This window comes from Microvirga yunnanensis (genome assembly GCF_025460875.1).
Genome location: NZ_JAMXFI010000094.1, coordinates 13,096 through 31,567, shown reverse-complemented (window position 1 = coordinate 31,567; position 18,472 = coordinate 13,096). Strand labels below are relative to the sequence as shown.

Sequence of the window (18,472 nt, the reverse complement as noted above, 5' to 3'; positions counted from 1 at the left end):
GCAGGCGGCGGGCCTCCGCGACGGTCAGCGGCGCGCAGACGATCCCGCAGGTGTTGCGGATGATGAAGGCCATCTTCTCCGGCGTGCACAGGGAGGCGGCGACGATGAGGTCGCCCTCGTTCTCGCGATCATCGTCGTCGGTGACGATGACGATTTCACCACGGGCGTAGGCCTCGATGGCTTCGGTGACGGAATAGGACATGTCTCTGTTTCTCGATTTCATTCATCTTGTGCTTTAATGCCGTGCTCGCGCGTGAAATCATGCACACGTTCTCTGGAACGGATTCCGATTGGATCTGGCATCGGCAGCTCGCTCGTGACTGTCACCGATGGAGTTCCATCCGTCATCGAGCGCAATCCCAACCATAGTTGTAGTATCCGCGTCGGTATCCCGACCATTGCCTACGCTAAATGGTATACTAACTGATGCTGGTGCGCTGCTCGTGCGAGGTCCACACCTGGTCTTCGAGTCTAGTATTGGAACGTGATGTGAACGACGAAGGCCTACTGATTCAGACGCGCCCTTTCCCATCCGAAGCTTCGGGGAGCGCCCTGCATCGGTCGGATCTATGTCGCCTGCATGCGATAGGCCCGGAGAGGGGTATTTCAAGGATTCGGAATATTGCGCTCAATGAGCGACATCAAGACACGTTGAGCACAATGCATATCGGCTTCGGACAAGCCAGATGTTTGCTGAGTTTGAAAGTCCTCCCAGCGACTTCGTATCGCTTCGCGCCTCTCTCGACCTGCAGGAGTGAGGGTAAGACCTCCATTCGCATCCCGGGCCAAATAGGACCGATTGATGAGGTCGGCAACGGCGTCTTCCGCATCTCGTTCACCAAGATAGGTGGTACGCACCAGAGCTTGTAGCGGCACTCCCGGATTCTCATAGACGCCAGCCAGAACACGGCCAACGGCGAGGTTGACGCCCTCGGCCTGCCGGTGCTCATCAAAGCCTGCTGACAGGTAATGTTGTGCTCGGAAAAGGAGCGCGATGAGAGATTGTTCCTGGCTCGTTGGATTCTCTGCGCTTTTAAGTGTCTCCTGACCAACGGGAAGGTCCGGATGATCTGCTGCGATCCCGTATCGACCTTGCACAAAAAGCAGTGGCTCTCCACTAAATCGCGCGAAATGCTCCACACGACCGATGTGAATCACGTGATCTCCACCTTCGTGACTGGCGATACGTCTACACTCGAAATGGCCAACAACTCCGTTCAATATCGGAGAACCAGACCGTCCAGGTCTCCATAACGGCCGTGCAAATTTGTCTTCCTCTGAGCTGGAAAAATGCCGCGAAACGTCGATCTGATCTGACGCCAGGATGTTTACAGCGAAGGTATCAGAGGCCTGAAAAACCGGGAAGCTTCTGGACTTCCGGCTAATTGACCAAAGGACCAGAGGAGGATCAAGCGACACTGACGAAAAAGAATTCACCGTGACGCCCGCGCGCTGCTCACCGCTCTCGGCGGTGATAACGGCTACTCCGGTGGCGAATTGCCCTAGACACCGACGGAACGTCCGACTGTCAAGTGCCGGATCTCCTTCCTCAAGCAGTTCCCGATCATCCGCAGTCATCATCGGAGGTTCCTCCCAGAATCTGTGCAAGCTTTACGTCGCCGCGAGCGTGGATTAGCCACGGTGCCTTCACTCAGTGTGGGAAGTGATAGAGGCGCCGCGATGTAGCCGCGATTGTCGATCGGTCGGCGGAGTTTGGAACCCAGTCGACAAAGGCATCGATGGCCGATTGATAAGTCACCGTGTTTTCAAAGTCTGTGAACGGGCAATCGCTTCCCCACACGAGCCGCTCTGGGCCGCCCACTTCGAGTAGGCGCCGAGCGAGCGGTTTGGGGTCACACGCAATCCGAAAGCCGCCCGATAGCTTGGCCCATGTTCTTCCGCTGTCGAAAGCTCGCAACAGTGCCTGGAAGCCGTCGCTGCGCACTCCCAGACTTGGATCAGGTCTTCCAAAGTGATCTACAACCAGTTTGGCAGGGGCACGCGTAAGGACAGGCAGCACGTCGGGAAGCCTTTGCCCTTCGATGTGAAGATGGACATGCCAGTCAAGGTCGGCAATCCGGCGAAGCAGACGCTGATACTCGGCCGATTCAAGATCGGGGAGAACCTTGCGACCGCGGAACGAGAGGCGGACTCCCACAACGCCATCAGCATCCATAGCTTTCAGAGGGGATGTCACATTAAGTGAGTATAGCGGCGGAGCCGCTCAACGAGGTCTGGTTATGCACAGTCCAAGTCGTTGATTTCTCGCGGCGCGAGATTTTTCCTTGACGAGTATAGGGCAGTATTCCCCGTTAATGTGACATCTCCCGGATCAGGCCATGCGGTTCGGCCTGGGCCTCGGCCACGAGGGCCTCCGCCTGCTCCGCCTCGAGAAGCAGGGTGCGGCAGCGCTCGTAGAAGGCTTGGCCCACGTCGGTGACCCGGAACCGGCGGCTGGATCGCTCGATCAGCCGCACACCCAAGCGCCGCTCCAGCATCGCGATGCGGCGGCTGAGCTTGGATTTGGGCTCCCCCAGCGCCCGGCTGGCCGCCGAGAAGCCACCATGGCTGACCACTTCGGCGAAGTAGGCATAATCGTTCAGGTCAGGGCGGATCATCGTTCCTCCTATGGAACGCTATGTGCCACAAATGCCGGCTACACGCACCAGCGTTCTGAAGGCATTTACCTCCTCAACAGCAAGACGCTGCTGATTTGGAGAAAGACAATGACCGGCAGGTTCAACAACAAGGTTGTCGTGGTCACCGGGGGTACGAGCGGCATCGGCCTCGCCACAGCCAAGGCATTCTCAACCGAGGGGGCGTCGGTGTTCATCACAGGTCGCCGACAGGACGCGCTCGATGCCGCGCTCAGGCAGATTGGCGGTCGGGTGACGGGCGTCCAGGGCGACATGAGCCAGTTGGCCGATATTGACCGTCTCTATGATGCGGTCCAGCAGAAGCACGCCCAGATCGACGTGGTCTTCGCCAATGCGGGCGGCGGCGATTTTGCGCCGCTCGGGTCGATCACCGAGGAGCAGTACGAGCGCACCTTCGATACCAACGTGAAGGGGGTCCTCTTCACCGTCCAGAAGGCGCTGCCTCTGCTCAAGGACGGTGGGTCGGTCGTGCTGACCTCCTCGACCACAAGCATTTCCGGCACCCCTGCCTTCAGTGTCTATTCGGCCACCAAGGCAGCCGTCCGCAGCTTCGCCCGCAACTGGATCCTCGACCTCAAGGATCGGCGCATTCGGGTGAACGCCATCAGCCCCGGAGTGACCGAGACCGCAGGTCTGAACGATCTGTTCGGGGGTGGAGACCAGGCGCAGGGCACGAAGGATTTTCTGGCAGGCCAGATCCCGCTGGGTCGGATCGGGCAACCCGAGGAGATCGCCAGGGCCGTGCTCTTCCTTGCTTCCGATGAGGCCAGTTTCGTGAACGGCGTTGAACTCTTCGTCGACGGCGGGCAGGTCCAGATCTGATCCTCCTGGAGCGGCCATGCCGCTCCTTCCCATCATGGGACCACAGATGGGCGGTGCTCACATGCGTCCTGATGGAGATCGCTGATGTGACGCCCGCTATCCGACCCAGCCTATCGGTCCTCATACCCAGGCATGGTTGAGTGATCGTCCAGGATCGAGATGCTCATGTCGCCGGTCGGCCGAGCACTCTCCCAAGCCTTGCAGTACAATCAAGGAATCCTGACATGAACATCCTGAGAAGGGTGGCGGTCGCCTTTGCGCTGACCGCCACGATGGCAACAGCAACCTTCGCCCAGACCAATACCGCGACAGCACCCATTCCGGAGATCTCGGACGCGGCGCTCGTCAACACCTTACCCGGCTTCGAGGAAGGCACCGTCGTCGCGAATGGCGTGAAGCTGCACTATGTCCGCGGCGGAAGCGGCACGCCGGTCGTTCTGCTGCCCGGCTGGCCGCAGACATGGTGGGCCTGGCACAAGATCATGCCGGAGTTGGCCAGGAACCACACGGTGATCTCCGTCGACCTTCGTGGCATGGGAGCCTCTGACAAGCCGGATGATGGATACGAGAAGAAGGTCCTTGCAAAGGATATCTACGAACTCGTCAGAACGCTCGGGTTCGAGAAGGCGGATGTTGTCGGGCATGACATCGGCTCAATGGTGGCATTCGCGTACGCGGCCAACTTCCCGCAGGCGACCGGCAAGGTCGTGATGATGGATGTCCCGCATCCGGACGTGGAACTGGCAAAGTGGCCCTTGCTCCCGACGGTCGGCACGTTCGGCGACACGATCGAAGAGGACCATGCCTATGCGTGGTGGTTTGCGTTCCATCAGGTGAAGGGCCTGCCCGAGGATATCTTGTCCGGCAGGCAAGATCTCGAGCAGAAGTGGTTCTTCCGCTACCTGATGAAGGATGAGAGCAAGATCGACGCGAGGGATCGCGCCGTCTACGCTGCGGCCTATGCCAGCCGCGATGCGATCAAAGCGGGCAATGCCTGGTATCAGGCCTTTTCGCAAGACATCGTCGACGACGGCACCTATTCCAAGCTGACCACGCCCGTGCTGGCGCTTGGCGGGCCCGGGTACGTCTGGCTCAAGACCACCCTCGAGCGGAAGACCACCGACCTCAAGGCCTACAAGGTTCCCGACAGCGGTCACTTCATCGCCGAGGAGCAGCCCGCCGCGACGCTGAAGTACCTCGTCGATTTCCTGAAGTAGCCCGCGATTTCAAGGAAGGAATCCTCTCATGACCGGAGAAGCCCCTGGCGCCAGCCGCCGCCGTATCCTCCAATTCATGGCGGTGCTGCCCGTCATCGCCGCAGGACGTGCAGCACTCGGTGAGACACCAGTCACTCCCATTCCGGAGACGACGGACGCCGTCACGCCCTTCAAGGTCTCCGTACCGCAAGCCGCGATCGACGATCTGAAGCGGAGGCTGCAAGCCACGCGCTGGCCGGAGAAGGAAACGGTCTCGGACTGGTCACAGGGCGTACCGCTCGACAAGGCAAAAGCTCTGATCGCCTACTGGGAGAAAGAGTACGACTGGCGCAAGTTCGAGAAGCGCATCAACGCCTATGCGCAGTATCGCACCAAGATCGACGGCCTTGCTATCCACTTCATCCACGTGAAGTCGAAACACGCGAACGCGCTGCCGATCATCCTCACACACGGATGGCCGGGCTCGGTCGTCGAGTTCCTGAAGGTGATCGAGCCGCTGACGGACCCAACCGCACATGGTGGTCGACCTGAGGATGCATTCCACGTCGTCATTCCATCGCAGCCGGGTTTCGGCTTCTCCGACAAGCCTTCGGATGAGGGCTGGAACGTCGTCCGCACCGCGAAGGCCTGGGGCGTCCTCATGAAACGCCTCGGTTACGACAGGTGGGTGGCGCAGGGTGGCGACTGGGGCTCGGGCGTGACCCATGCCCTCGGCCATGTGCGCCCGGACGGCCTCGTGGCCGCCCACGTCAACTGGCCGCTGGTGTTCCCCGAGAGGTTTCCTGAGAGACCGACCCCGGAGGAGAAGGCCGCGATGGACGCAGCGGCAAGGTTCGCCAACGACCAGTTCGGGTACTTCAAGGAGCAGGCAACGCGGCCACAGACCATCGGATACGCCCTTGCGGATTCGCCGGTGGGACAGGCGACCTGGATCTACGAAAAGTTCCAGGCTTGGACAGACAATCAAGGCGAGCCGGAGGATGCCCTAGCCATCGACGAAATGCTCGACGCCATCTCGTTCTACTGGTTCACGGACACAGCCGCACCCTCGGCCCGGATCTACTGGGAGAATGCCCGCAATGGCGGCGGTTTTAATGCAGGCCGGATCGAGCTCCCGATGGCTGCGACGATCTTCCCGAAGGAGATCTACCGCGCTCCCAAGGCGTGGGCCGAGGCCCATTGGCCCAACTTCATCTACTGGAACGAGGTCGACAAGGGCGGCCACTTCGCGGCCTTTGAACAACCCGGCATCTTCACCGCCGAGATGCGGAAGGCCTTCAGGACCGTCCGCTGAACAGACGCACCCTCATCAGGAAAGGATCTACCATGCCAACGAACGAAGAAGTGATACGCGAGCTTTACCGCACGGCCGAAATCCAGGACGTCGATGCCTTCGTGAAGCTGTTTGCGGAGGATGGCTACTTCTGGGACGTCTCAACGGGACAGAAGTATTTTGGCCCTGAGATCGGGAAGACCGTGGAGATCTATGCGGCCGCATTCCCGGATATGCACCGGGAGCTGCTCTCCTTCTACGTGACGGGTGATGTGGTCGTCGTCGAGCTTACCCTCAATGGCCATCATCGCGGTCCGCTCGCGCTGCCGGCGGGCACCATTCCCGCGACCGGTAACGCAATCCAGGCACCCTGCTGCGACGTCTTCCATCTGAAGGACGGCAAGGTGCAGTCTTTCCACTGCTACACGGCTGCGACGATCCTGCTAGGCCAGCTCAGTGTGCTCGGCAACCTCGGAGCGTCGTTCGGCTGAGGCCGTTTTGAAGCCCCTCCTCATCAGCCTCACATTATCCAAGGACATAGCCATGAGCACCAAGAACGGTCTTGATGCCCTCCTGTCACCTGAGAACTCCGTCGTCTTGCTGATTGACCATCAGCCATTCCAGTTTGCCAACCTGCACAGCCACGAACCAACAATGGTCCTGAACAACGTTGTTGGACTGGCCAAGGCCGCCAAAGGGTTTAACGTCCCAACCATCCTGACTACCGTTCTGGAGGATCGCGGCGGCTTCCTCGCGAAGCAGCTTCAGGACGTCTTCCCGGAGCAGAAGCCCATCGACCGGACCTTCATCAACACGTGGCAGGACGGCCGTGTGGTGGAGGAGGTGGAACGGACGGGGCGCAAGAAGATCGTGATGGCGGCGCTCTGGACCGAGGTTTGCCTCGCGATGCCGGCGATCCATGCTCTGGGAGAAGGATACGAGGTCTACATCGTCACCGATGCATCCGGCGGGGTCTCGCGGGAAGCACACGATATGGCGGTGCAGCGGATGATCCATGCTGGGGCGATCCCGATCACATGGCTTGCTGTCCTCAGTGAATGGCAGCGGGACTGGGCACGTACAGCCACCCTGGAGACGGTCGCAGCAGTCGCGTCGGAACACGCTGGAGGAACGGGTGTCGCTCTTGCATGGGAGGCACAGCTCCTCGGCGCACAGCAACGAACCTGACCTGCGCGAACGACTGGTTCGGGCCTTCCACGAGCTTTGCGCATCAAGGAAGGCCCGAATGTCTGGAACGGGTCAATCTGAGCCGTTCAGCTTGGCCGTGTGAGAGTCTGCTTAGCGGCTGATAGCTGCCTTTGGCTCCGTGTCGGGCCAGGCTGCCGGCAGCCTCGCGTTCCTTAGACGATCCCCCACGCCCGGTAGCGCCGACGCCCTGTAAGCTCCCGCGGCAGGGCACCTCCCAACTGCACCAACATCAGATCAACAGCCTTGGGCGTCACCTTCAGGAGTTTGGCGCCTAGCGGCACTGTCACCAAGGGACGCGACAGAAACAGATCCACGAGCTCCGGCAGCTTGGAATTGCTGCGGCATTTGTCAGCCACCCGGCTCATTAGATCCCGGGCGAGGATCAGTCTCTCCAGATCCTTGTTGGCGATCTCGATGCTCTCTTCAAGCACCTGGCAAAAGCCCTGCAGCTTGTCGAGGGTCCCTTCCCTCCCCTGCGGCCGGAACTTCGATTGCTTGAACCCGGCCGCGAGCGGTAGGAGATGATTGGTCACTCCGCGAGCCCGCAAGATTGATCCGGCCATGGTCAGTCCGAGCCAGGGTTGTCGTGTATAGAGGTTCAGATCGAGCCAGGCATCCCAGGCAACGGCGGCCGCGGCAACCGACGGCCAGTGAGATACCCGCTTCACAAGATCGAGCCAGGCGTCCTCATTCTCGGCCTCGTCCATGTCCGGATCATAGACCAGGTGCGAGCGGCTCTTGGGCAGAGGCGTTTCGCCGGCCAGAACCTTGTCGGTCCGATCGAGGAGTGCATCAATCTCGGCGAAATGAGCCTTCAACGGATCCGCGTCGTTGGCGAAGGCCGGATAGGCGTCGTCATCATCCGGATCGATTTTCTTTCTAGCCTTACTCTTGGGCTCTTCGACCTTCACTGGCCCGACCCCACGCAGGGCCGCCAAGCCGTCATAGGAGGGGAGCGCGCAAGGTTTGTGCAATAAACCGCGCCAAACAGGACAAACTCGGAACGATATCTTTCAGACGCTGCCGGTTTGTTGGTTGCGACGCACGCTGAAGCAAGCAGAAACTCTCAAGAGATCAAAGCTCTAACAACATTGTCTATCCCTCAGCCGATGATTAGTGCCTTAAGAAACTTGCATTCGCCTGGCATCCGACTGCCGACCTCATTGAGGAGCCGCACCAAGCGAGAAGGTCTGCAGAACAGCGTCAAATTAGATGCTGTCGAACCGGTGTTCACACTTCGTCCAACTTACCGAGGTTTGTTGCACAAACCTTGCACGCTCCCCCATTAGAGCCCTCCTCGTCGAGCAACTCATCCAGGAAGAACGGATCGAACGGTTGGCCGCAGCCCTATCATTCGGTTACGTCCGGGGACGGATCGGCGTTACGGCCGAGTTCAGCGGGCGATGCCGGAGGGATTCGTCGAATGAATACCTCAAGCCCCGTTAGGAGCGCTCATAGCGGTTTAGACGAACAACACCCGGAGCATTCTCAGGGTCTCGGAAGTGCAGGCGATGAAATGTGGCTTACGCCCGAAAGACCAGGCCAATGAACGTGCAGACTCGTTTGGAAGCCAATGCAATCCTTGATCGTCTCGTCGCAGATGGTTCAACCTTCTCCCGAAATGACGCCCGCCGGTTGATCGAGTTGATCCCCGTCACTCCCCGTTCGTGGTTTGCGTTCAAGGGCATATTCAAAGGACCAGGCTCCAGCATCAGGGGCCATGCGCCTGGTCATGGCGACGTTGAGTTGAAGGGAGAATCCAAGGAGAAGACGATCACGCTCAACGTGCCGGCCTCGCACAGGATCGGCGGGTATGTGGTGATGCACACACCCGGCTCGATCTACATCGAGTTGATGTGGGCCGAAACCAAGATGGATCAATCAGGATTGAGCTGCTTACTCGATTATGACCGAGCCAGCAAAGAGCCGGATGCTATGCGGATAGCCGCCCAGAAGTCACTGTCAGTGTTTTTTCTCACCTTCAACTACATCTCTTATGTATCCTGGAAACAGCCTGAGCAGGTTTGAGGCAGCGCCGTTTGAAACGACGTCTCGTTGCCACTCTACATGCGCCACTAAGCGGTTACATGCCGCGGCTGAAAGCAGTAGCTCTACCGCTTGGAACACAGTGGACGACAGACCGGTCCGCAGGCGTAGTCTCACCAGAGTAGGCCCAAGCCAGCTTTGAGGCGCTACCATGAGTCGGGAACTGCATAGGTTTACCATGCCACACGAGCGCTTCGCTCTGCCGGAAACCGGTGTTCGTGTTTGTTTTGCATTCACGCACCCGCACGAATGGCGGCCAGCTCTCGGCTGTCGTTACCCGCCGTTGGTGATGCGGCTGCAGGAGGCAGTCCCGTCTCAAAGAGGCGCTCGTCCGGCCATAGGGTCGAGGCATTAGGCCAAAGGAGACCTTCGCCGGAGTGGCGTGAGCTGCTAATCTCATATCAGGGCCTCTCACGGCTTGGTCTACTCGACCGCCCTGATCGCGAGGCTCCGACGTCGGCCGATCGGGAGGTTCTCCAACCCCTATCGCGCCGGCGTTGCCGTCATTGGAGTGAGTAGAGTCATTTTTCGATGCTCAACCTCTCTGACGGAGATTGGCTACTGTCTTAGGGGTACAAGGCAATCATTGATCGCTGCCGTCAATCCTGGATTCTACAGAGGCGGGCGAAGCACCATCGACGGCTATTTCGGCATCATGCGTCCTAGCGCCGATGCAACGACATGCTGTTCCTCCTTTGACAGTGCCGCGACAAGCCTTCGCTCGGTTTCCGCATGGTCACGCATCGCGGGCTCCACCAGCTGCCGCCCTTGCTCGGTCAGTTCGACGATCACGCCACGCCCATCCATATCGTCAGCCATTCGGCGGATATGGCCAGCCTTCTCCAGTTTGCGCAGCAGGTTCGACAGCCCGCCCGAAGTCAGGATCAGTGTGTCGAGCAGTTGCTTCGGTGACATCCGGTAAGGCGCGCCTTCCACCCGAAGCGTCGCCAGCACGGCAAATGCAGGATACTTTAATCGATGCTTCGCCAGCGTCCGGTTGATCGCCGTCAAGAAGACCTCGTGGAGATGCAGCAGGCGGCCGACGACGGCCTTGCCGGAGCAGTCCACGTCGGGGAGTTCCCGGCGCCATCGCTGCATGCCAGAGCCAATACGATCTCCTTCTACCGATGCGATCGCTTCCTCGGTCTTAACATGTCGCAGCGCACCATTGCGCATATCCACCCTCCGGATCAAGTTCCTGCAATCGATAGGCGAACTGCGCCGCAAGGCAATTCGTCGGCGGTTGAGGGGTACAAGATATCTTTCAATTATCTTTCTTGAAAGACAAATTTACCCGTGCCATGCTCCCGACCGAAGGGCAGGCAGAAGCACTGCCTTCGCGGCGCAAGGCCAGGGACCATTGGCTTCTGCTCCGCAACCAGACGGGAGCTGCAACCATGAGCCATTGTCTTCGCTACACGACGGCCGCCCTTCTCACTCTCGGCCTTTCCGCCATTGCCCAAGCCGAGGAACTCGTCGTGGGGGCGTTCGGAGGGTCCTTCGCCGACAACGTTAAGGCCTGCCACGTCGCGGCCTTCGAGAAGGCCACCGGCGCGACCGTGTCCCTCAAGCTCGGCAATTCCTCGCAATTCGCCGCGGCGCTCCGGGCCACCGGCGGCAAGTCGGACATGGACCTTGTCTACATCGACAACTCGCTCGCCGCCCAGACGCACGGCGAGAATCTCAACGAGCGGATCGATCGGTCCAAGCTGAAGAATGCCGGCGACATCATTCCAACCGCCTGGGGCAAGGATGACAGCTACGTTGTCGCCATGGTGAGCGCCACCACGCTCGTCTACAACCCCAAGCTAGTCAAGACGCCTCCGACCTCTTGGCTCGATCTCGCCGACCCAGCCTACGCGGGCAAGTATGCCATCGGCGACATCAGCGGCACCGCAGGCCTGCACTATTTCCTGGCCTTGAACAAGCTGAAGGGCGGGACGCTCGACAACGTCGATCCAGGTATCGAGGCCATCAAGCCCATCGCCAAGGGTTCGGCGGTACTCTACACCCAGGCGGACCAACTGATCTCACTGTTCGAGCGGGAGGAGATCGCAATCGCGCCCTGGTACCCGGATCGTGCCGGTGTCGCCATGGACAAGGGACTTTCGCTCGCGGTCGCTTATCCGAAGGAAGGTGCCGTGGGCATTCTGCCGGCCGTGCTCATTCCCAAGGGGACCGCGAAGTCGGAACTGGCGCACAAGTTTCTCGATCAGGTCCTCTCGGCGGAGGGGCAGGGCTGCTTCTCCGAGCGGGCCTATATCGGGTCGGTCAACACCAAGGTCCAGCTCTCCGACAAGCTCAAGAAGATCGTCCCCTACGGCGCAACGCTGGAGAAGGCCTGGTTCATCGACCCGGAGGTCATTGCCAAGAACTCGCCGACCTGGACGCGTCGCTGGCAGCGTGAAGTAGCGCGCTGAACCGGCCGCCTGTCAGGCAGGAGCTTCCATGAGCGCGCTGAGCTTCGAGCAGCTGGGCAAATCCTACGGGGATGTCACCGTCGTCAGTGACATCTCTCTCACGATCAACGAGGGCGAGTTCGTTTCGCTGCTTGGCCCGTCCGGTTGTGGCAAGACGACGATCCTACGGATGGTGGCGGGACTCGTCCAACCAAGTCGTGGCCGCATCCTGATCGGCAGCGATGATGTCACCGCACTGCCGCCGAACAAGCGCGGTCTGGGTCTCGTCTTCCAGTCCTATGCCCTGTTCCCCCATCTCACCGTCTACGAGAACGTTGCATTCGGGCTGCGCCGTCGCAAGGTCGCTGGCGCAGAACTCGACAAGCGCGTAAAAGAGGCCTTGGCGATGGTTCGACTCGCGAATTTCGGCGAGCGCTACCCACGCCAGCTTTCGGGTGGTCAGCAACAGCGGGTCGCCATTGCGAGAGCCCTTGCACCTCGGCCCCGCGTGCTGCTGTTCGATGAGCCTCTCTCCAACCTCGATGCGCAGCTTCGCGACGAAATGCAGATCGAGCTGAAGCGCCTGCAGCGTGGGCTCGGGATCACGACGCTCTTCGTTACTCATGATCAGGGCGAGGCGCTGTCCATGTCCGACCGTGTCGGGGTGATGGCGAAAGGTGTTATGCAGCAATTTGCAAAGCCGGAGGAGATCTACCATCGGCCGGCGACCGGCTTCGTCGCCAGCTTCATTGGCAAGCCGAACCGGCTTCCCGGAACCATCGCCTCCCGACAAGGAAGGGGCGGCGTCTTGCGCCTGGGCGACGGCATTGAGCTGCCTGCGGTCTCCGTTGACCAACCCGTGGGCGCAAAGGTCGATGTCGTCATCCGCCAGGAGGCAATCCGGCTCCTGAATGGCACAAGTGCACCTGGCGCTCTCCAGGGCACCGTCGTACTTCGTTCCTTCAGCGGTGCCCGGGTCCAATATGTCGTGCGCCTCCCGGGAGGAATCGAACTCATTGCCGAAACCGCGTCGCATGGGCCGAATGCTTCGCTCGCACCGGATACGCCAGTCATGCTGGTCGTCGATGCCGACTCAGTCTTTGCGATGCCAGCCGAGGAAGCGGGCACATGATCTCCGTTCGGCAGAGCCTGATGCTGATGGCACCGTTAGCGCTGGTGCTCGCAGGCTTTTTCCTCGTCCCTGTGCTGATGCTGCTGCCGACGAGCTTTGGCGAGTATATGCCGGGTTCAGGCGTTGTGAAGGGCGTCTGGACGCTAGAAAACTACACTAACATTATCACTGACGAGTATTACCGCGAGGTGGTCTGGCGCACGCTCGGCCTCGGCCTCTTCGTGACCCTCGTCTGCCTCGTGCTGGGTTATCCGCTTGCGTACCTCATCGCCCGCGGGCCGGAACGCTGGCGCTTGCCGCTGATCCTGCTCGTGATCTTTCCGATGATGCTGAACCTTGTGGTTCGGTCCTTCGGTTGGATCGCGCTTCTGGCCAATCGCGGCCTTGTCAACAACCTGCTCATCCAGATGGGGCTGATCTCGGCACCGATCAAGCTGATGTTCAACCTGACCGGTCTCATGATCGGAATGACCCACATCTATCTGCCCTTCATGGTGCTGATGCTGGTGGCGGCCATCCGCAACGTGCCGCGTGATGTCGAAGCCGCGGCGGCGACCCTGGGATCGAGCCGACTTCACGTCTTCACCTCGGTGACTCTGCCTTTGTCCGCACCGGGCATTCTGGCGGGTTCAATTCTTGTTTTCGTGCTGACCATCAGCGCCCTTGTGACACCACGCATGTTGGGCGGACCAACCTACAAGGTCATGGCGACGCTGATCTATGACGAATACATGCAGCTTCTCGACTGGCCCAGCGGATCGGCGCTGTCCTTCGCACTGACGGCTATGGCTATTGGCATCATTTGGCTGTCGAGTCGGCTGACCAAACGATGGGCAGGTATGGCATGAGCACGGATGGCGATACCCATCCCGGCCTTGGGGTAACGATCACAGCCTTTGCCGTGATTATCTTCTTGCAGGTTCCGGTGGCCGTCGTGGTCCTGGCGGCGTTCTCCACCACGTCTTATCTGACGATCCCGCCGCAAGGTCTGACGCTATCCTGGTTCGGCAAGGTGCTGAGCGACCCGACCTACCTTTCGGCGATCCGCATGAGCCTGATCCTGGCCTGCGGCTCGACCGCGATCTCGCTGGTACTGGGGGTAGCGTCAGCCTATGCCTTGTTCCGCAAGTCGATCCCCGGCTCGGAAGCCATTATCGCCTTTCTCATGGCGCCGCTGGTTCTGCCGGCAGTGGTCATTGGTGTCGCGCTCCTCCAGTTCTACAGCCTGACAGGGCTGCGCGGCAGCCTGGTCGGTCTTCTTCTCGCCCATGTGGTGATCACGGTTCCGTACATAGTGCGCTCGGCGCTGGCGAGCCTGAGCGGCCTCGACCTCGCGGTCGAGGAAGCAGCGCGTGTGCTTGGAGCCAGCGGGTTTGAGGCGTTCCGTCTCGTCACCCTTCCACTTATCCGGCCGGGCCTCGTGGCCGGCGCTCTCTTCGCCTTCATCACTTCGCTCGACAATGTTCCCGTGACGATCTTCCTGATCGGCGCCAATCAGACGACCCTGCCGGTTCTGATCTTCTCGTCCGTTGAGATGGGTGTCGATCCGAGTGTCGCTGCGGTCTCGACACTGCTCATTGTTGCAACGGGAATCGTCCTCCTGCTGGCGGAACGTCGCGCCGGCTTCCACCGCTTCGTTTGATACGAGGTCACATCATGCCGCTGACCAGCAAGGGTTTTCCCCTCTTCCTCACCTTCGATCTTGATGCCGAGACGATGTGGACCGCTCGCGATCCAGCTTATGCCAACAGGCCCATTCTGATGTCGCAGGGGGCTTATGGCTGGAAGGTCGGGACGGGCCGCATTCTGGATCTCCTTGATCGCTACGGGATCAAGTCAACCTTCTTCGTTCCCGGCCTCGTGATCGACCAGCGCGAGGGCTTGATCGAGGAGATCCTGAAGCGCGGCCATGAGCTGGCGCATCACAGCTATTCCCACGCCTGGATTCTCTCACTCACGCCCGAGCAGGAGCGTGAGGAGATGGAGAAGGGCTTTCAGTCCATCAAGCGGGTCAGCGGCAGGGCTCCGCGCGGCTGGCGGTCCCCGGCGGCCGAGATCAGCGCGGTCACCATGCCGATGCTCGTCGAGTACGGCTTCGACTACTCGTCGAACTTCTTCGATGACGATTCGCCGTACCTGCATGTCGTCGAGGGCAAGGAGACGGACATCGTGGAGCTGCCCTTCCGCTGGGTGCTCGATGATGCTCCCTTCTTCCAGTACTCGATTGTTCTGCCCGGCCGCACGATGCAGGCGCCCTCGGCCCTGCTTGAGGCGTGGCGGAGCGAGTTCGACGTCCTCTACGCCGAGGACCGCATGATGATGATCGGCATGCATCCGCAGATTATCGGCCAGCCCTCGCGCATCAAGGTCCTCGAGGGTCTGATCGAGCATGCCCTGAAGCATCCGAATGTCTGGATTGGCCGCTGCGACGAGATGGTCGACGACATGCGCCCAGCCCTGACGAAGGCACGAGCGGAGGCACGGCGGTGAGCGGCCTGCTGACCCAGCGGCGCATCCTGGTCACAGGTGGCGCCAACGGGATTGGGCTTGCCACGGTCCGGCGCTTCGTGGACGAGGGGGCCAGCATTGTCGCGCTCGATCGGGACAAGGTAGCGCTGGCGCTGCTGGCGCAAGCATCGACGGAAGGCCGCATTCATGTTGTAGCGGCCGACGTTGCCGACGACACCTCCGTTGCGACTGCGGTTGCCACTGCCGCGGATGCCCTGGGCGGGCTCGATGGTGTGGTCAATGCCGCCGGCGTCGACCTCGTCGCGGATCTCGAGACGATGACCCTGGCGGACTGGTCCCGCGTGCTCGCCGTCAACCTGACCGGGCCGGTGATCGTGATGCAGGCCGCCCTTCCCCACCTGCGCGCCGCAGGAGGTGGCACCATCGTTAATGTGTCTTCCGGCGCCGGACTGTCGCCGCTGAAGCACCGCACGGCTTATTGCGCGTCCAAGGCCGGCTTGCAGATGGCCTCGAAGGCGGTGGCCATGGAGGCGGCCGAGTTCGGCATCCGGGTCAACACGGTTTGCCCCGGCGCGGTCGAGACAGAGCTGTTTCGATCGAGCATTGACCATGCTCCCGATCCACAGGCCGCCTATGAGGCCGTTCGCGCCCGCTATGCGCTGCAGCGCATCGCCTCGCCCGACGAGATCGCCGCCGCAATCCTGTGGCTGACGAGTGCGGAGTCGTCCTATGTCACCGGCACGGCGATTGCGGTCGACGGCGGACGCACCTTCCATTGAGGAGATTGTGATGAGCGAAAGCCAGGGTCGCTTTATTGGCAAGACGATCGCGATCACCGGCGCCGCTCATGGGATCGGCGCCGCGACGGCTCGGCGCTTCCTGACTGAGGGTGGGCGCGTCGCTGTCATCGACCGGGAGGGTGACGGATTTGAAGAGTACCGGAGCGCCTTTCCGGCGGACCGCCTGATGGTGGTGGTCGGCGACTGTACCGACGCATCCGTCCTGGCCGATTTCCACGATCGCGCTGTGGCGGCCTTCGGACCCGTTGACATTCTGTTCAACAATGTGGGCCAGAGCGGCCGGGAGCGGGCGGCCCACTTTCATGAATCCGAGGAAGAGGTGTGGCGCTTCGTGCTCGAGGTCTCGCTCCTGACCACCATGCGCCTGTCGCGGCTTGTTGTGCCGGCCATGCGCGAGCGCGGCGGGCGCATTGTCAACATGTCCAGTGACGCAGCCTTTGTGGGGGATGCCGGCCTTACCGACTATGCTGCCGCCAAGATGGGGATCGTCGGGTTCACACGATCGCTCGCCCGCGAACTGGCGCCATTCGGCGTCACGGTCAACACCGTTGCGCCCGGCGCCATTCGGACCCGCGCTCACGACCGGTTGACGCCGACCGTTATCAAAACAATCAAAGCCACGACTCCGGCCGGGTACATCGCTGAGCCGGAGGATGTCGCCGGCTGCGTTGCCTTCCTTGCGAGTCAGGAGGCCCGGTACGTCACTGGACAGACGCTCTTGATTGATGGCGGCCGGTGGATGATCTGAGAAGGAATGCCCATGACCGCCATCGCCGATCTCCCTGCAACGGAACTCGCCGCAGCAATCCAAACGAAGGCGATTTCTCCGGTTGAAGCGGTCGAGGCCGCTCTCGCCCGGATCGAAGAGCGCCAGGAGCTGAATGCCTTCATGGCAATCTGCGCTGATCGCGCACGAGCGGAGGCGCGGACGGCTGAGGCCGCTGTGATGGGCGGAACTCCGCTCGGACCACTCCACGGCATTCCGTTTTCGGTCAAAGATTTGACGAATACAGAAGGCGTGGCGACTACGCAGGGGTGTGCGCTGTTCGCGGACGCAGTCCCATCCGTTGACGCCGTTGCTGTCGCCCGCGCCCGAGCAGCCGGCGCTATCCTGATTGGCAAGACGACCACGCCGGAATTCGGCCACAAGCCGTTCACTGAGGGGCCCTACTTCGGGCGCACGCTTAACCCATGGAGCCACGATCACACCTGTGGCGGCTCGTCAGGAGGTGCGGCCGTGGCGGTGGCAGCTGGGATGGGGCCTCTGGCCTTGGGTACTGATGGGGGTGGCTCGATCCGTATTCCGGCAGCCTGCTGTGGGGTGGTCGGGCTGAAGGCCACCCTCGGGGTGATCCCGAACCTGCAGGCTCCTGATCTGTTTGGCGCCAACTCTTTTGTCGGGCCAATGGCGCACGATGTCTCCGGCACGCAGCTGATGTTCGAGGTTCTGAGAGGACCTGATCGCCGCGACCCTTATGGACAGGCTGAAACCCTGCCGCGGCGCGCGCACTCTGATGGGGAGCGTCCTCGCATTGGGTTCCTGCTCCGGTGTGGCAACATCCTTGATCCGGAGGTCGAGACATCCATTGTCGCTGCAATGAAGCAGGCCGAAGCCCTTGGCATGATCGTCGAGCCGATTGAGCTCGATTTGGTCTCGATGGAGCCACATTTCCTGGTGCTTCTGCGGTCACTCCTGTTGGCCCGGCTAGGAAGCTATGCGGCACGCTCACCAGAGAAGCTCGATCCAACGCTGCTGGCGACGATGGAGGCAGGGCGCACCTATAGCGCCGTGGATGTGCATGAGGCCCAATTCGCACGGACCAACTGTTTCCTCCAGATCCAGGAGATCCTGTCCCACTTTGATCTGATCGGCTCACCCACGCTCGCAGCCCCGCCTCTCCCGGTTGATCTTGATCCTCTCGGGCCGATCGAGATCGCCGGCCGCAACGCGGGTACAATCCGTGGAGGGTGGTATCCCTATACATTCCCGTTCAACCTGACGGGACACCCGGCACTCTCGTTGCCTTGCGGCGTCACACCGGGCGGACTGCCAATTGGCTTACAACTTGTCGGCCGGTGGTTCGAGGACAATTACCTGATTGATGTGGCGTCCCAACTGGAGGCGAGCCTCAACTTCAAAGCTCTTGCGACTAAGGTGCTGCGCAATGGGTCTGCGCCCGTAGTCGCAGACGGAGACTGAGCGAAACAATCAACACACGAAAGTTCGGGTAACTCGGCTCCCCTTCGTCCGCATCATCAAGAACACCAGGCCGCCTGGGATTGCGCGGGTTCTGCCAAGGATCCGAGCGACGAGCCTGAAATGGCCCAGCACCTTGATCTTGTGGAGGTCGCACTTCACGCGATCCGGCGGGAGACGACGGGAGCTTCCCTGCTAGTATACCCATCCGCTTGACCAGTCGCATCAAAGGGTCGTAGCGCGGGTAACCT

At 60.9% G+C, this 18,472-nt stretch carries 19 protein-coding genes and 1 pseudogene; 14 read left to right on the top strand and 6 right to left on the bottom strand.

From position 1 onward, the window contains the following. The 4 genes and pseudogenes from NF876_RS31645 to NF876_RS31630 all read right to left on the bottom strand — a co-directional run. On the bottom strand, positions 1 to 202 hold a 202-nt coding region (locus tag NF876_RS31645; protein ID WP_262272168.1), incomplete at its 3' end, for a 3,4-dihydroxy-2-butanone-4-phosphate synthase. 404 nt (positions 203 to 606) lie between these two features. Beyond that, positions 607 to 1,581, bottom strand: coding sequence for a flavin reductase family protein (locus NF876_RS31640; RefSeq protein ID WP_262272167.1), 975 nt, complete (start codon positions 1,579 to 1,581; stop codon positions 607 to 609). A 70-nt stretch (positions 1,582 to 1,651) separates the two neighbouring features. Further along, positions 1,652 to 2,176: an amidohydrolase family protein gene (locus tag NF876_RS31635; RefSeq protein WP_262272166.1), complete on the bottom strand. Its 525-nt coding sequence runs from the start codon at positions 2,174 to 2,176 to the stop codon at positions 1,652 to 1,654. Between the two features lie 151 nt (positions 2,177 to 2,327). Further along, a pseudogene (locus tag NF876_RS31630) lies at positions 2,328 to 2,618 on the bottom strand (LysR family transcriptional regulator); the annotation flags it as partial. Positions 2,619 to 2,726: 108 nt separating this feature from the next. Here NF876_RS31630 and NF876_RS31625 point away from each other — a divergent pair. The 5 genes from NF876_RS31625 (at position 2,727) to NF876_RS31605 (ending at position 7,157) form a co-directional block, all read left to right on the top strand. Next, positions 2,727 to 3,479 (top strand): SDR family NAD(P)-dependent oxidoreductase, encoded by a 753-nt coding sequence (locus NF876_RS31625; RefSeq protein ID WP_262272165.1) that lies wholly within the window; start codon positions 2,727 to 2,729, stop codon positions 3,477 to 3,479. Positions 3,480 to 3,703: 224 nt separating this feature from the next. After that, on the top strand, positions 3,704 to 4,696 hold the full coding sequence (locus NF876_RS31620; RefSeq protein ID WP_262272164.1) for an alpha/beta fold hydrolase: 993 nt from the start codon (positions 3,704 to 3,706) through the stop codon (positions 4,694 to 4,696). A gap of 28 nt (positions 4,697 to 4,724) precedes the next feature. Next, on the top strand, positions 4,725 to 5,990 hold the full coding sequence (locus NF876_RS31615) for an epoxide hydrolase family protein (protein WP_262272163.1): 1,266 nt from the start codon (positions 4,725 to 4,727) through the stop codon (positions 5,988 to 5,990). Positions 5,991 to 6,022: 32 nt separating this feature from the next. Continuing rightward, positions 6,023 to 6,460 (top strand): nuclear transport factor 2 family protein, encoded by a 438-nt coding sequence (locus tag NF876_RS31610; protein WP_262272162.1) that lies wholly within the window; start codon positions 6,023 to 6,025, stop codon positions 6,458 to 6,460. A 52-nt stretch (positions 6,461 to 6,512) separates the two neighbouring features. Next, complete coding sequence (locus NF876_RS31605; protein ID WP_262272161.1) at positions 6,513 to 7,157, top strand: hydrolase; 645 nt, start codon at positions 6,513 to 6,515, stop codon at positions 7,155 to 7,157. A 173-nt stretch (positions 7,158 to 7,330) separates the two neighbouring features. Here the strand turns inward: NF876_RS31605 and NF876_RS31600 are convergent, their stop codons facing one another. Beyond that, on the bottom strand, positions 7,331 to 8,152 hold the full coding sequence (locus NF876_RS31600) for a DUF1612 domain-containing protein (protein ID WP_262272160.1): 822 nt from the start codon (positions 8,150 to 8,152) through the stop codon (positions 7,331 to 7,333). Positions 8,153 to 8,723: 571 nt separating this feature from the next. On the opposite strand from NF876_RS31600, the gene NF876_RS31595 reads away from it, so the two are divergent. Continuing rightward, positions 8,724 to 9,206, top strand: a complete 483-nt coding sequence (locus NF876_RS31595; RefSeq protein WP_262272159.1) for a hypothetical protein — start codon at positions 8,724 to 8,726, stop codon at positions 9,204 to 9,206. A 660-nt stretch (positions 9,207 to 9,866) separates the two neighbouring features. On the opposite strand, the gene NF876_RS31590 is transcribed toward NF876_RS31595, so the two are convergent. Continuing rightward, entirely contained in the window at positions 9,867 to 10,400 is a 534-nt protein-coding gene (locus NF876_RS31590) for a MarR family winged helix-turn-helix transcriptional regulator (RefSeq protein ID WP_262272158.1), read from the bottom strand. 221 nt (positions 10,401 to 10,621) lie between these two features. On the opposite strand from NF876_RS31590, the gene NF876_RS31585 reads away from it, so the two are divergent. The 8 genes from NF876_RS31585 to NF876_RS31550 are packed head-to-tail and all read left to right on the top strand — an operon-like array spanning position 10,622 to position 18,224. Next, positions 10,622 to 11,644 (top strand): ABC transporter substrate-binding protein, encoded by a 1,023-nt coding sequence (locus NF876_RS31585; RefSeq protein ID WP_262272157.1) that lies wholly within the window; start codon positions 10,622 to 10,624, stop codon positions 11,642 to 11,644. 28 nt (positions 11,645 to 11,672) lie between these two features. Beyond that, positions 11,673 to 12,755 (top strand): ABC transporter ATP-binding protein, encoded by a 1,083-nt coding sequence (locus NF876_RS31580; protein ID WP_262272156.1) that lies wholly within the window; start codon positions 11,673 to 11,675, stop codon positions 12,753 to 12,755. Next, positions 12,752 to 13,603 (top strand): ABC transporter permease, encoded by an 852-nt coding sequence (locus NF876_RS31575; RefSeq protein WP_262272155.1) that lies wholly within the window; start codon positions 12,752 to 12,754, stop codon positions 13,601 to 13,603. The genes NF876_RS31580 and NF876_RS31575 overlap by 4 nt, the downstream gene beginning before the upstream one ends. After that, entirely contained in the window at positions 13,600 to 14,397 is a 798-nt protein-coding gene (locus NF876_RS31570; RefSeq protein WP_262272154.1) for an ABC transporter permease, read from the top strand. The genes NF876_RS31575 and NF876_RS31570 overlap by 4 nt, the downstream gene beginning before the upstream one ends. Positions 14,398 to 14,411: 14 nt before the next feature. Continuing rightward, complete coding sequence (locus NF876_RS31565; RefSeq protein WP_262272153.1) at positions 14,412 to 15,245, top strand: polysaccharide deacetylase family protein; 834 nt, start codon at positions 14,412 to 14,414, stop codon at positions 15,243 to 15,245. Then, positions 15,242 to 16,003: an SDR family NAD(P)-dependent oxidoreductase gene (locus NF876_RS31560; protein ID WP_262272152.1), complete on the top strand. Its 762-nt coding sequence runs from the start codon at positions 15,242 to 15,244 to the stop codon at positions 16,001 to 16,003. Before NF876_RS31565 ends, NF876_RS31560 begins: the two co-directional genes overlap by 4 nt. A 10-nt stretch (positions 16,004 to 16,013) precedes the next feature. Next, positions 16,014 to 16,772 (top strand): SDR family NAD(P)-dependent oxidoreductase, encoded by a 759-nt coding sequence (locus NF876_RS31555; RefSeq protein ID WP_262272151.1) that lies wholly within the window; start codon positions 16,014 to 16,016, stop codon positions 16,770 to 16,772. Between the two features lie 12 nt (positions 16,773 to 16,784). Continuing rightward, positions 16,785 to 18,224: an amidase gene (locus tag NF876_RS31550; RefSeq protein ID WP_262272150.1), complete on the top strand. Its 1,440-nt coding sequence runs from the start codon at positions 16,785 to 16,787 to the stop codon at positions 18,222 to 18,224. The last annotated feature ends 248 nt before the right edge of the window (positions 18,225 to 18,472 follow it).

Coding starts and splice junctions, on each gene's coding strand:
- NF876_RS31640 (WP_262272167.1), bottom strand. CDS start 1,581: ATGATGACTGCGGATGATCGGGAACTGCTTGAGGAAGGAGATCCGGCA.
- NF876_RS31635 (WP_262272166.1), bottom strand. CDS start 2,176: ATGGATGCTGATGGCGTTGTGGGAGTCCGCCTCTCGTTCCGCGGTCGC.
- NF876_RS31625 (WP_262272165.1), top strand. CDS start 2,727: ATGACCGGCAGGTTCAACAACAAGGTTGTCGTGGTCACCGGGGGTACG.
- NF876_RS31620 (WP_262272164.1), top strand. CDS start 3,704: ATGAACATCCTGAGAAGGGTGGCGGTCGCCTTTGCGCTGACCGCCACG.
- NF876_RS31615 (WP_262272163.1), top strand. CDS start 4,725: ATGACCGGAGAAGCCCCTGGCGCCAGCCGCCGCCGTATCCTCCAATTC.
- NF876_RS31610 (WP_262272162.1), top strand. CDS start 6,023: ATGCCAACGAACGAAGAAGTGATACGCGAGCTTTACCGCACGGCCGAA.
- NF876_RS31605 (WP_262272161.1), top strand. CDS start 6,513: ATGAGCACCAAGAACGGTCTTGATGCCCTCCTGTCACCTGAGAACTCC.
- NF876_RS31595 (WP_262272159.1), top strand. CDS start 8,724: ATGAACGTGCAGACTCGTTTGGAAGCCAATGCAATCCTTGATCGTCTC.
- NF876_RS31590 (WP_262272158.1), bottom strand. CDS start 10,400: ATGCGCAATGGTGCGCTGCGACATGTTAAGACCGAGGAAGCGATCGCA.
- NF876_RS31585 (WP_262272157.1), top strand. CDS start 10,622: ATGAGCCATTGTCTTCGCTACACGACGGCCGCCCTTCTCACTCTCGGC.
- NF876_RS31580 (WP_262272156.1), top strand. CDS start 11,673: ATGAGCGCGCTGAGCTTCGAGCAGCTGGGCAAATCCTACGGGGATGTC.
- NF876_RS31575 (WP_262272155.1), top strand. CDS start 12,752: ATGATCTCCGTTCGGCAGAGCCTGATGCTGATGGCACCGTTAGCGCTG.
- NF876_RS31570 (WP_262272154.1), top strand. CDS start 13,600: ATGAGCACGGATGGCGATACCCATCCCGGCCTTGGGGTAACGATCACA.
- NF876_RS31565 (WP_262272153.1), top strand. CDS start 14,412: ATGCCGCTGACCAGCAAGGGTTTTCCCCTCTTCCTCACCTTCGATCTT.
- NF876_RS31555 (WP_262272151.1), top strand. CDS start 16,014: ATGAGCGAAAGCCAGGGTCGCTTTATTGGCAAGACGATCGCGATCACC.
- NF876_RS31550 (WP_262272150.1), top strand. CDS start 16,785: ATGACCGCCATCGCCGATCTCCCTGCAACGGAACTCGCCGCAGCAATC.